We start from the raw sequence: 13294 nt of genomic DNA on the forward strand, positions 1-13294 counted from the left end.
GGTGGCCGTGTTATGCTCTGCGCATCATCGCTGTCCAGCTGGGCTGGTTCGGCATAAATTCTCCAGTTCGCTTACCCGCGAACGTTTCTGGTCAAGGCTCTGGACTGCTCGCCGTCAGTCCTTCTCATCCTCCTGGAGACCTGATGAACTCGACGAACTCGAGCAACCACGACTCGTCATCGACCGCCGATGCGCTGAGCGCATTGATCGAAGATCCGGTAGCAGAGGGTATTTCGAGGCTCGATGCCGCGCAGCGCGACGATCTGGCGGAACTCATCGAGCTGGCGACGCGGGCACGCATCGAGAAGCTGACCGAAGCCGCGGTCGGCGCCTTGGACAATATCCCGGTCCTCCTGCGTGGAGCGGTCCGAAAGGTAGTGGGACTGTGAAGGATTCAGCTGCGGCCCGGATGATCGCGCTGGCCGGACTGGCCCGCGTACTCGATGTGCCGGTCGCCCGCATCGAGTATCTGCTCGAGGTCTCCGCCGAGGACCTCACTACTTTCCGGCACCAGGTCGTCGATCATCTCTTCGGGGCGGTCACCACCGCGGGGTTCAGCCGGATCGTCGCCGCGACCAGGGTGCTGCCCGCGCCCGTCGCCGCGAAGGTGGCGACGCATAACAACAGTCCGCTGATGACCGCGCATTTGGCGACAGCCATGGAGACCTCGCGCGCACTCGGTGTCGCGAAGCGATTACCCGCGGCATTCCTGGCGCAGGTCGCGGCATATCTCGATCTGCGCCGGTCGGCCCCGCTCATCGCCGGATTGCCGGCCACCCTGGCGGCCGCGGTGGCCAGGGAGCTCGCCGACCGGCAGGACTGGCTGACCCTGGGCGAACTGATCGAGATCACCTCCGACGATCAGCTCACCCGCTGTCTGAGTGCCCTCGATGCCGGCGAGATCGTCACGCTGGCAAGTCATTCGAACGACCCCGCGATGTCGGACCGGATCGCGGGGATGGTGTCGGAGCCCTTGGCCGAACAGTTGCGCGGCACCGCGATGTCGGCGGGCGAGGCCGAGGGGTAGGCATGCGCTTCCATCTGATCGACCGGATCGAGGCGTGGGAATCCATGCGGCACATCCGCGCTCGTAAGGCGACCTCGGTCTACGAGGACTACTGGCAGCCGTCGAGCGGTGGGCCGGTCGTGCCCTTCGGGCTGGCGCTGGAGGCGCTCTGCCAGGCCGGCGCCTGGCTGGTGCTGCTCAGCTCCGAGCACCGCAAACGCGCGGCCCTGCTCAGCGTCGGAGAGGTCACGATGCTGCGGGACGCGGTTCCCGGTGATGTGCTGCGCATGTCGGCCGATGTCGTATCGGCGCGGAACCGAACCGCGGTAGTGGACGGTCGGGTCGAGGTCGACGGTGAACCGATACTGATCGCGCGAAACATCATGTGCGCGTTGATCGATGCCGATCGGCTCGATGATCCGCAGGAGACGGCACGGATGGCCGAGATCTTGCTCGGCCGCGGGCCACTGGATTGATTCCGCATTTGGAGGAGCGCAGATGACGACCTTCGACACCGAACAGTACTCGCGTTCGCTGCCCGTTCAGCCCGCGACGATGGGCACCCCGATGTTCGACCGCATCATCAATGTGGAGCCCGATATACGCGCGACCGCCTATCTGAATGTCGCGGGCACGCTGCCCTACTTCGCCACCCATTTCCCTCGGTATCCGGTGCTGCCCGGTGTACTGCTCATCGAAAGCGCCATCGCGCTGGCTCGTCTGGCCGCGAACAACCCCGGCCTGCGGCTCAGGCATGCGAAGCGACTTCGATTCCGGCGGTTCGTCGTGCCGGGCGATCAGATCGAACTGACGGTATCGGCGCTCGGGGGCGAGGGTTCTTCGGTGGGCGAGGGCGATACGGTGTGGCAGGCCGAGGCGACGGTGGAGGGCACGGTCGCCGCGGCGATCGCCGCATTCACGTTGCGGTCCTGAACCCCGGGGCAGTGCTCAGCTCACCGCGGGCACTTGCACCTTCTTGTTGAGATCCGACAGCGTGAAGTCGATCGTGACGGTGCCACCCGATGCGCCCGGAACGGTCATCCGCGTGCCCACCGGAAGATGTCGGCCGGCGGTCGCGAACCATATGGTGAGCCCGGCGTCCTGCCGCAGCCCCGGCAGCCAGGCCTGCGCATCGGCACGGCTGACGTTACCGGTGACCCGGAACGCCTCCACACCGTGGAACTGTTCGCGTGCCTCGGTCGCGGGATGCTCGATATCGGCCAGCATGTGTGCCAGCCCGTGGTCCGGGTCCAGCATCACAGATGGCTCGGGGAGTTCACCGACTCCTGAAAGTGGTTGTGCCGGAGCATATTTACCGTCAGCCGAGCGTGAGTACAGCTGACCGCCCTGTTCGACGAAGTCGAACCGGAGCCCCGCGATCTCCGCGGTGCCCACGGCCGCCCCGCCGACACCCCCTTTCGGCGCTCGAATGTCCGCGCTCAACGTGCGAGCGGCCAGCCCCGGCACTGGACCCGAGGTCGTCATCTGCACATGTGCGCTGGTGAGACTGCCACTGGCCGCAGTGGCGCCACGGAGCAGGAAATTCGGGTCCGGTAATCCACCCGACCCGTCCCCGCATGCCGCTATTGCGCTCAATACCACACCGATAGCAACCAATGATGGGACTGTTCTACGGCGAGTCACCTATTCATGATAACGGTTCGGGGCCGCGCGCACCCGGTGATCCGATGAACAGTCGGTAGCCGTATTCTCTTGCTGCCCAACGGCGTTCGGGTGTATCGCGCGAGTGTGTCGACGAGCTGACATAACCCGGACGTCACCCCGTCGACGCGATGATCACGTTCGGATAATCGCATGGTCATAATGCGATCATTTCCTCTGATGGCAGCGGCGATTTCGTTTCTCGATGTGCAGAGTGAACTGTTCGAGACCCGCGAATGGTGATGTGTCCCAATGGGTTGACAAGCGAACGTTAATGCAGTGTTATGTATGGAGCTGTATGACCAAAACGCTGAAATCGCCTTCGGGTCCGGAGCTGTGTAGCCCTGTGCTGTCTGGCGAAGTGGGGATGTCCGTGGATGCTGAAACCACGTCTCATATCACACATCTCATATCGACGTAACGAAGCATCGCATCCCCTCCACACATCATCCGACCAGGGATTTCGAGTGCACTGCGCACATCAGCGGGCCACCCCGGATTCCTCGTGGCAGGCTGACCAGCAGAATTTGAGAATGGCACGGTAGACCGCGATTCCGGACGATTGTATGACTCCGATCGTGCTGCCCACGATGTAATGCAGGCCAGAAGCGCCAGCGGTCCACACCGGTCGTTTTCAATGAGCGCGGAAGAGTATATCGCAGTGAAACTGCGGCGTCTGCAACGATATCTCGCGCCTAGTGCAGACGTGCGTTCAGGAAGGTTGACAATAATGGCTACCGAATCCGAATCCAATCTCCGCAAATACCTCAAGCGGGCCGCGATCGATCTGAACGTGGCGCGACAGCGTGTGCAGGATATGGAGTCGCGCATCCATGAGCCCATTGCGATCGTGGGTATGTCCTGTCGGTATCCCGGGGGTGTCGAGAACTCCGAGGACCTCTTTCGAGCGGCTCTCGAGGGTCGAGATCTGATCTCCGAATTCCCGTCCGACCGTGGCTGGGATGTCGAGTCGGCGTACGATCCCGATCGCGGGAACAAAGGTACGACTTATGTCCGCCACGGTGGATTCCTGTCCCGCCCAGGAGATTTCGACGCCGCCTTCTTCGGTATCTCGCCCCGTGAAGCACTCGCCATGGATCAGCAGCAGCGCCAGCTGCTCGAGGTCGCTTGGGAAGCATTCGAGAACGCCGGCATCGACCCCGGAACCGTGCGAGGCAGCGCGACCGGAGTTTTCGCGGGTGTCATCCCCTCCATGCATCTGCCCGACCCCGACGACAAGACCGCATTCCACGGTCTGCTGGCCACCGGCCGTGCGGGCAGTGTCGCGAGCGGTCGTATCGCCTACATCCTCGGGTTGGAAGGTCCCGCGGTGACGGTGGATACGGCCTGTTCCTCGTCGCTGGTCGCCCTCCATCAGGCGGTGCAGTCCCTGCGTACCGGCGAGACCTCGATGGCTCTGGTCGGAGGGGTGACCGTGATCGCCAGCCCCGCCGAGTATGTGGAGTTCTGCGCGCTGGGCGCGCTGGCGCCGGACGGCCGCTGCAAGCCCTTCGCGAACACGGCCGACGGATTCAGCATCTCCGAAGGCGTGGGTGTCCTGCTGCTCGAACGGCTGTCGGAGGCCAGGCGCAACGGTCGTCGGATTCTGGCACTGATTCGTGGGTCCGCTGTGAACCAGGACGGCGCGAGCAACGGCCTGACGGCGCCCAATGGTGTTGCACAGCAACGGGTTATCCGATCGGCGCTGTCCGACGCGCGTCTGACCCCGAGCGAGGTCGATGTGATGGAGGCGCACGGCACCGGCACTCCACTGGGTGATCCGATCGAGGCCACGGCCCTGCGGGCGACCTACGGCCGCGAGCGTGTCGGTGCGCCGCTATTGCTGGGATCGGTGAAGTCGAATATCGGTCACACCTTCGCGGCCGCCGGTGTGGCAGGTGTGATCAAGATCGTCGAGGCGTTGCGCCGGGGCATCGTTCCACCGACCCTGCACGCCGACACGCCGAGCCCGCACGTCGAGTGGGACGACGGACAGTTGCAGTTGGTCACCGAGGTCCGGGAGTGGCCGGCGAACGAGCATCCGCGGCGGGCGGCGGTGTCGTCGTTCGGAATCAGCGGCACGAATGCCCATGTGATATTGGAACAGGCCCCGGTCGACGAGCCGGTGGAATCGACGGAACATGTGGCGCCGCAACTGATTCCGTGGGTGGTGTCGGCGAAGAGCCGGGACTCGCTGACCGGCCAGGTGAAGCGTCTGCTCGATCGGGTGCGCCGCGACGGCGAACTGGATCCGGTCGACATCGGTGTATCCCTGGTGACATCGCGAGCTCTGCATTCCCATCGCGCGGTGGTACTCGGGCGCGATCGCGACGAACTGGTGGCGGGGCTGGCGAATGTGGCCGAGGGGACGGAGGCCCCCGGAGTGGTGGTGGGCGCCGGTGCGATCAAGGGCAAGACCGTCTTCGTATTTTCTGGGCAGGGCTCACAGCGGTCGGGAATGGGACGCGAACTGTATGAAGCGTTCCCGGTCTATCGCGCGAAATTCGATGAGATCTGCGACTTGTTCGAGCCGCTGCTGCGGCGTTCACTGCGTGATGTGGTGTTCGCCGATGCGGACAGCGCCGACGCGACGCTGCTCAACCGGACCGACTTCACCCAGGCCGGGCTGTTCGCGTTCGAGATGTCGTTGTTCGAACTGCTTCGGTCATGGGATGTGCTGCCCGACATCGTGGTCGGCCATTCGATCGGTGAGATCGGCGCCGCCTGTGCCGCCGGTATCTGGACGCTTCCCGACGCCGTGAAGTTGGTGGCCTCGCGTGGCTCGCTGATGGCGGCGCTGCCCGAGGGTGGTGCGATGATCGCAGTGGGCGCCGGTGAAGATGTCGTCGCGCCGCTGCTGGTCGGGCGTGCGGCCGAGGTCGGCATCGCGGCGGTGAATTCCGCTGGAGCGGTGGTGATTTCGGGAGTCGAGGTGGCGGTCGAGGAAATCGCCACGGCTATCAAGTCCACCGGGGTCAGGACGGCCAGGCTGCGGGTGAGTCACGCCTTCCATTCGCCGCTGATGGATCCGATGCTGGCCGAATTCGCCTCTGTCTGCGCCGAATTGACCTACGCCGAGCCGACGCTGCCCGTGGTGTCGAATGTGACCGGCCGAATCGCGACGCCGGGGCAATTGCGCGATCCCGGCTACTGGGTCGCGCATGTATGCGCGCCAGTGCGATTCGCCGACGGTATAACGGCCGCGGCCGAAGCGGTGAAGGCGGGTTCGACGTTCCTCGAGATCGGGCCGACCGCGGCGTTGACCGGTCTGGTCGGTACGACTCTCGCCGAAGACGTCGACGATCCGGAGAACGGGTCCGTCGCCGTTGCCGCACTGCGAGCGTTGCGTCCGGAAGTCATGTCCTTGCTGTCGGCGGTGTCCACGGCGCATGGGCGCGGCACCCATATCGCGTGGGCGACGCTGTTCGCCGGCACCGGTGCGCGGTCTGTCGAATTGCCCACGTACGCCTTCGATCACAAGACCTACCAGGTCTTCGAGGGAGCGGGCTCCGGAGATCCACGTCAACTGGGTCTGGGGGTTGCCGAGCACCCGTTGCTGGGCGCGGTGGTGCCGATGGCCGATAGCGATGGTGTCCTGTTCACAGGTCGGTTGTCCTTGTCGTCGCATCCGTGGTTGGCCGATCATGCGGTCGGCGGGCGGGTGCTGTTGCCGGGAACGGCATTCGTGGAGTTGGCGTTGTTCGCCGCGAGTGTCGTGGGCGCGTCGCGGGTGGGCGAATTGGTATTGGCCGCGCCACTGGTGATTCCGGAGCGGGGCGCGGTGCAGATACAGGTGCGGGTGTCGGGCGGGCGGGAATCGGGGCAGTGGCAGATTACGGTTCATTCCCGGGCGGAGGTCTCGGGTGCGCAGGACCGGGCGTGGACCTGCCATGCCACTGGGGTGGTGGATTCGGTTCTCGCAGAAGGTATTTCGTCCGATGAGCTGAAGGTGTGGCCGCCGGTGGGTGCTTCGCCGGTGGAGATCGGCGATATCTACGGAACGTTCGCGGCCGGTGGGTACGGCTATGGGCCGGTCTTCCGGGGATTGCGGTCGATGTGGCGGCGCGGTGCTGAGTTGTTCGCCGAGGTGGTGTTGCCGGAGACGGCCGTCGGGGACGCGGCGAAGTTCGGATTGCATCCGGCGTTGCTGGATGCGGCGCTGCATACGTCGTTGGTGGGTGCGTTGCCCTCCGGTGATGTCGGCGCGGTGAAGTTGCCGTTCGCCTGGGAAGGGGTGCGTCTGTCGGCGGTGGGTGCGTCGGCATTGCGGGTGCGGCTGGTGCAGTCGGATGATCGGTTGGAATTGCTGCTGGCCGATCCGGCGGGTGGGCTGGTCGCTCACGTGGAATCGCTGACAGTACGGGCGATGTCGATGGATGCGCTGACCGGACCAGGCTCCTCGATCGCCGACGGTCTCTTCGGTCTGAACTGGGTGGCGTCGCCGCATCCGGAGATCGGGCCGGTCGGCGAATGGACGGTCCTCGAGGATCCGACGGTCACGAGCAACGGCGCCGGGCGCTGGGGGCTGGAACGGTGGATCGAGAACGGGCGCGATGCCCTCGTGCTCACCTGCCCGGCCGGATCGTCGGGATCGGTGATCTCCGATACGCATTCACGCGTTGTCGGCGTCATGGAGCGGGTGCAATGGCTTCTCGCCCAACCGGATTCGGCGTCGGCCTCGATAGTGGTGGTGACGCGGGGCGGGGTCGCCGTCGACGGTGGTGAGGATGTCGATGCCGCGAGCGCCGCGGTGTGGGGGTTGTTGCGCAGCGCGCAGAGTGAGAACAGCGGCCGGATTGTCCTGCTGGATACTCCGGGCGACAGCGTGTCGGCGGAGATCACGCTCTCCCAGCGGCGGTCCGCGGTCGCGGCGGTGCTGGCCGCGGATGAGCCGCAGGCCGCCCTGCGTCGCGGCGGATTTCTCGTACCCCGCCTGACCCGCGCGGGCGCCGATCACACCAGCGGCGCGCACCGTGCCGAATCGGGGTCACCATGGCGTCTCGGCATTCTGGGCAAGGGAACGCTCGACGGCGACAATATGGTGCTCGAATCCGCCGAGGACGCCGTGGAACTACAGCCGGAACAAGTCCAGGTGTCGTTGCGCGCGGCGGGAATGAACTTTCGCGATGTGCTGATCACCCTCGGCATGTATCCGATCGAGGGCACACCGGTCGGTGGCGAAGGCGCGGGTGTCGTATCGGCCGTGGGCTCCGATGTGACCCGCTTCAGACCGGGTGATCGGGTGATGGGCCTGTTCACCGGCGTCGGATCCACCGTCGTCGCCGATCAGGCCACGGTGGTGGCCATGCCGTCGGGCTGGAGTTTCGAACAGGCGGCGGCCGCACCGGTGGTATTCGCGACGGCGTATTACGCGCTGGTGGATCTGGCCGGTCTGCGGGCCGGTGAGTCCCTGCTGATCCACGCCGCGACCGGCGGTGTCGGTATGGCCGCGGTGCAGCTGGCCGGACATTTGGGTGCGGAGCTGTATGCGACGGCGTCCGCTCCGAAATGGCCGGTATTGCGGGAACTCGGCTTCGACGATGCGCATATCGGGAATTCGCGGACGCTGGAGTTCGAGCGACAGTTCCTGGAACAGACCGGTGGCCGTGGTGTCGATATCGTATTGGACTCGCTGGCCGGTGATTTCGTGGACGCGTCGTTGCGGTTGCTGCCGCGTGGTGGCCGGTTCATCGAAATGGGTCTCACCGATGTTCGTGACGCCGAACAGATCGCGGTGGCGTATCCGGGCGTGACGTACCGCGGCTTCGTGCTCATGGAGGCCGGGCCGCAGCGCCTGCAGGAGATTCTGTCCGAACTTCTCGTTCTGTTCGAATCCGGTGTGCTGCAACCTCTTCCGGTGACGGGGTGGGATGTGCGACGAGCCCCGGAGGCGTTCCGGTACCTCTCGCAGGCACGCCATATCGGCAAGAACGTACTGACCATTCCGCGGCCGCTGGAACTCGATGGCACCGTCGTGATCACCGGTGGCACAGGCGGATTGGGCGCCGTGGTGGCACGGCATCTGGTCACCGGTCGCGGCGTCGAGCATCTGGTGCTCACCTCCCGGCGCGGGATGAATGCCGAAGGGGCGCCGGAATTGGTCGCCGAGTTGTCGGAGTCGGGCGCCACCGTGCGCGTGGTGGCCTGCGATATCTCCGATGGCGACGCGGTGCGCGAGCTGATGGCCGGTATCGATGCCGACCATCCGCTGACCGGTGTCGTGCACGCGGCCGGCGTGCTGGACGACGGCCTGCTCACCGGTCTGACCCCGGAGCGGGTGCGGAAAGTCCTCGCGCCCAAGGTTGATGGGGCATGGCATTTGCACGAGGCGACCAGGGAACTGGACCTGGCCATATTCGTCACCTTCTCCTCGGTCGCCGCGATATTCGGGTCGCCGGGGCAGTCGAATTACGCGGCGGCGAACTCCTTCCTGGACGCGCTCGCGACGAATCGGCGTCGGCAAGGGCTGGCTGCCACATCGATCGCCTGGGGTCTCTGGGAGGAGGCGACCGGCATGACGGGCGAGTTGTCCGATACCGACCGTGCGCGGCTGCGGGCGAGTGGTTTCGTGCCGGTCGCCACCGACGACGGAGTCGCGATGCTGGATGCGGCGATCGCATCGGGCCAGATGTATATGGTGGCGTCTCGGATCGATACAGCGGCGTTGCACAGTGTCGATTCGGATCTGCTGTCGCCGGTGCTGCGTGGCCTGGTGCGGTCGATGCGCCGGGCCGCGGACGCCGATTCCGAGCAGGCGTCGAAGCTGGTGGCCGGTCTGGCCGGATTGAGTCCGGTCGAACAGGAAAAGGCGCTGCTGGATCTGGTGCGTTCCCATGCGGCGGCGGTGCTGGGTCACGATTCGGCGGACGCCATCGGCGCCGATCTCGCCTTCAAGGACATCGGTTTCGATTCGCTGGGCGCGGTGGAGTTCCGGAACCGGCTCAAGAGCTCGACCGGATTGAAGTTGTCGACGACGGTGGTCTTCGACTATCCGACGCCGGCGGCGTTGGCCGGCTATATCCGCGAGGAGATCGCGCCCGCCGAGGATGCGGTGGCGCGGATCGTCGCGCACGCGGAGGTCCTGTCGAATGCCTGTGCGGCAGTCGAATTGGAGCGCTCCGATATCGCCCGTGTCACGGAGAAACTCAACGAGATCATCCGAAAACTGCAGGGCGACAGCCATTCCGGCATCGATCTGGAAACCGCGGCAGACGATGAGATATTCGACTTCATCGACCAGGCATTTCCGTCCGATCTTGTCTGACTCGACCCAGCATCAGGAGATCACTGATGGCGAACGAAGTAGAGCTTCGTAGGTATCTGAAGAAGGCCGCCGTCGAGTTGAAGGAAGCTCAGCGTCGACTCGACGATCTCGAATCGCGTGCGGTGGAACCCATTGCGATCACCGGGATGTCGTGCCGGTTTCCGGGCGGGGTGAAGACACCCGAGGAGTTCTGGCTGGCGCTCGAGGAGGGACGAGACCTGTACGGCCCGATGCCGCAGGACCGTTCGTGGCAGCGCTGGCTCGGCGGCGACGGCGGCAGCTATGTCGATGAGGGCGCATTCATCTACGACGCGTACGACTTCGATGCGAAGTTCTTCGAGATCCCGCCGATCGAGGCGCGCGAGATGGATCCGCAGCACCGGTTGATGCTCGAAATCGCCTGGGAGGCAATCGAACGGTCGCGCATCGATCCGGAGTCCCTGCGCGGCAGCTCGACCGGTGTCTATCTCGGGATGAGTTCACAATCCTACGAATGGGTGGGCCTGGACGAGACCTGGAGCGGCGCCACGGGATATCTGCTGACCGGTAACGCCGTCGCCGTGGCCGCCGGTCGGATCGCGTACAAGCTGGGATTCGAGGGTCCCGCGATGATGGTGGACACGTCGTGCTCGTCCTCGCTGACCGCGATCCATCAGGCGTCGGCGGCATTGCGGTCGGGAGAATGTTCGATGGCGCTGGCCGGCGGCGTCATGGTGATGTCTCTGCCGTTGTGGTTCATCGGATTCTCCCGGTTGCGGGCTCTGGCGCGGGACGGGCGGCCGAAGCCGTTCGCCGCCGCCGCGGATGGCACCGGATGGGGTGAGGGCGCCGGAATGGTGATGCTGGAACGCCTGTCGGACGCACGGCACCACGGGCATCCGGTACTCGGGCTGATTCGCGGTTCGGCAGCGAATCAGGACGGCGCGTCCAACGGCCTCACCGCGCCCAGCGGGCGCGCCCAGCAGCGGGTGATCCAGCAGGCCCTGCGCAATGCCCGAGTGAATGCGGCCGAGGTGGATCTCGTCGAGGCGCATGGCACCGGCACGGTGCTCGGCGATCCGATCGAGGCGGAGGCGGTGCTGGCCACCTACGGAAAGGAACGCCGGCCCGAGCGGCCGTTGTGGCTGGGATCGGTGAAGTCGAACCTCGGTCATACCCAGGCCGCCGCCGGTATCGCGGGTGTCATCAAGGTGGTCGAGGCGATGCGGCACGACACCGTGCCGCCGACACTGCATGTCGATGAGCCGACGCCGCATGTCGATTGGAGCGCCGGGGATGTGCGACTGGCGACGACCAAGCAGCCGTGGCCGCGCTCCGGTGGTCCGCGCCGGGCAGGTGTCTCGGCCTTCGGCTTCAGCGGCACCAATGTGCACGTCATTGTCGAAGAGGCACCCGAGGTCACTGGCACGGAACCGCGTCGAGATACCGAACAGCCGCTGCCGCTGATTGTTTCGGCCAAGAGCGAAGACGCGCTGCGGGCGCAGGCAAGTCGGCTGCTGGACCGCTTGACGGTCGATGCCGCGCTGGATTTGCGGGATGTGAGCTTCGCGCTGGCGACCACTCGGACGGCTTTCCCGTGGCGGGCGGCGGTAGTCGCCTCCTCGCGTGCCGAAGCCTTGGACGGGTTGTCGGCGGTCGCGACCGGAACACCGGCGAGCACCGTGTACCGCGGTCGCGTTGGCGCCCATCAGAACTTGGTGCTGCTGTTCTCTGATCGCGGAATAGCGGTGCCGCCCGGCATGTCCGGCGCGTATCCGGTATTCGCCGCCGCATACGAGGAGGCGAAGGCGGCAGTGCCTCGCGAGGTGTTCGCCAGTCAGGTCGCGGCGTTCCGACTGCTCGAATCCTGGGGTGTCCGGCCCGATCTCGTCCTGGGTCACGGCCTGGGCGAGGTGGTGGCGGCGCATGTGGGGGGCGCGCTGTCGCTGCCGGAGGCGGCGATCATGCTGGACGCACCGGAGGATCTCGATACCGTGCCATCGGAGCCGGCCATACCTGTCGTATCCGATTCGATCGGCGGCGTCACGTCGACAGGTGAGTTGCGCTCACGCGAATACTGGTCGCGGACAAGAGATCCCGAACGACGCGGAGCTGGTATCCGCCACCTGGCCGGTTCGGGCGCCACGACATTCGTCGACTTCGGCGCGATGGCGACTCGGGAGATCGGCGCCGAAGCATTCGGTACGAGCCCCTGTGCGCCGGTGTTCTGTGCCGAGCAGCACGCGTCGGGCGGCCTCGCCACCGTGCCGGCGATCGCGTGGACCACGGGCGCTGCGATGGACTGGACGGCGTTATATGCCGATCGGACGGTGTGCGCGGTGGACTTGCCGACCTACGCCTTCCAGCGCCGCAGGTTCTTCATCGTCCCCGACGCGGAATGCGAATCAGAGGTGATATCCCATGGCGGACAACGGATCTAGAGCCGCACTACTTGCCCCGGGTCAAGGTGCGCCCGCCGTGGGTGTCCTGAAGCAATGGGTGCGAACACCGAAAGGCGATCAACTCGTCGCGGAGTGGTCGGACGCATGCGGCGTCGATCTCCTGTACGCCGGAGTGCTGGCGACCGAAGATGAGTTGATCGATACCGAAATCGCGCAGCCCCTGATAGTCGCTGCCGCGGTGATCGCCTGCGAACTCCTCCCGCTGAGTCGATTCATGGATACGAGCACGGTGGTCGCGGGCCACTCCGTGGGTGAGCTCTCGGCGCTGGCGATAGCGGGGGTCGTCTCGGCACGCGAAGCAGTCGTACTCGCCGCCGAGCGGGGAAGGTTGATGGCGAAGGCGTGCGCCGCCGAACCGACGGGTATGGCCGCTCTCGGTGGAGAATCTGTCGAGAGCGTAGTGACAATGCTCGCCGATCTCCACCTGGGTATTGCCGTCAACAATGGTCATGGTCAGATAACCGTTGCGGGTCGAGTCGACGCAATAGAGGCATTGCTGAATCAGCTGCCGAGTGGCGTACGGGCCAGGCGTATACCTGTTTCGGGGGCTTTTCACTCGAGTTATATGAATTCGGCAGAGATCGAGTTTCGCGAGATATTGTCGACGATCGACGTCCGAGATCCATGGTGTGTCCTGCTGTCGAATTCGGATGGCAATCCTGTCGATTCCGGTCGAGATGCGGTAGATAAACTGGTCCGGCAGATGACGAGGCAAGTCAGATGGGATCTCTGTCTTGATTCCATTCACTCCAGCAGTCCGGCATATATCGTCGAGCTGCCGCCTGCCGGCATACTGACTCGCCTTTCGCTGCGCCTGACACCGTCCGCCATCCATATCGAGGTGAGATCACCCGAGGACCTCGGCCTGTTCGATGCGTTGCAGTAGACGGCCTGAAGGGCGGAGCAGTGGAACCTGGAAGA

The 13294-nt window shown here is 65.2% G+C and carries 8 protein-coding genes; 7 read left to right on the forward strand and 1 reads right to left on the reverse strand.

Translation table 11 applies throughout. The annotated features are described in order from the left end of the window. Nucleotides 1-143: 143 nt before the first annotated feature. Genes ACIA76_RS29665 through ACIA76_RS29680 form a run of 4 tightly spaced genes read left to right on the forward strand, consistent with a single transcriptional unit; the run spans nt 144 to nt 1939 of the window. Nucleotides 144-389: a hypothetical protein gene (locus ACIA76_RS29665; protein ID WP_397156378.1), complete on the forward strand. Its 246-nt coding sequence runs from the start codon at nt 144-146 to the stop codon at nt 387-389. Next, a complete protein-coding gene (locus ACIA76_RS29670) occupies nt 386-1027 on the forward strand; it encodes a hypothetical protein (RefSeq protein WP_397156380.1) in 642 nt (213 codons plus the stop codon). Before ACIA76_RS29665 ends, ACIA76_RS29670 begins: the two co-directional genes overlap by 4 nt. 2 nt (nt 1028-1029) lie before the next feature. Beyond that, complete coding sequence (locus ACIA76_RS29675) at nt 1030-1482, forward strand: hypothetical protein (protein WP_397156382.1); 453 nt, start codon at nt 1030-1032, stop codon at nt 1480-1482. A gap of 22 nt (nt 1483-1504) precedes the next feature. After that, the gene (locus ACIA76_RS29680; RefSeq protein WP_397156384.1) at nt 1505-1939 is read left to right on the forward strand and encodes a 3-hydroxyacyl-ACP dehydratase FabZ family protein; all 435 of its coding nucleotides are present in this window, start codon (nt 1505-1507) and stop codon (nt 1937-1939) included. A 15-nt stretch (nt 1940-1954) separates the two neighbouring features. Here ACIA76_RS29680 and ACIA76_RS29685 read toward each other — a convergent pair whose 3' ends face one another. Beyond that, nucleotides 1955-2650 (reverse strand): LppX_LprAFG lipoprotein, encoded by a 696-nt coding sequence (locus tag ACIA76_RS29685; protein WP_397156386.1) that lies wholly within the window; start codon nt 2648-2650, stop codon nt 1955-1957. 748 nt (nt 2651-3398) lie between these two features. Here ACIA76_RS29685 and ACIA76_RS29690 point away from each other — a divergent pair. The 3 genes from ACIA76_RS29690 to ACIA76_RS29700 are packed head-to-tail and all read left to right on the forward strand — an operon-like array spanning nt 3399 to nt 13259. Then, nucleotides 3399-9932 carry a type I polyketide synthase gene (locus ACIA76_RS29690; RefSeq protein WP_397156388.1) on the forward strand — a complete coding sequence of 2178 codons (6534 nt, stop codon included), beginning with the start codon at nt 3399-3401 and terminating at the stop codon, nt 9930-9932. Between the two features lie 26 nt (nt 9933-9958). Continuing rightward, a complete protein-coding gene (locus ACIA76_RS29695) occupies nt 9959-12352 on the forward strand; it encodes a type I polyketide synthase (RefSeq protein ID WP_397156390.1) in 2394 nt (797 codons plus the stop codon). 37 nt (nt 12353-12389) lie between these two features. Further along, nucleotides 12390-13259, forward strand: coding sequence for an ACP S-malonyltransferase (locus tag ACIA76_RS29700; RefSeq protein WP_397156392.1), 870 nt, complete (start codon nt 12390-12392; stop codon nt 13257-13259). The last annotated feature ends 35 nt before the right edge of the window (nt 13260-13294 follow it).

Origin of the sequence: Nocardia sp. NPDC051570 (assembly GCF_044454005.1) — a bacterium.
GTDB lineage: Bacteria > Actinomycetota > Actinomycetes > Mycobacteriales > Mycobacteriaceae > Nocardia.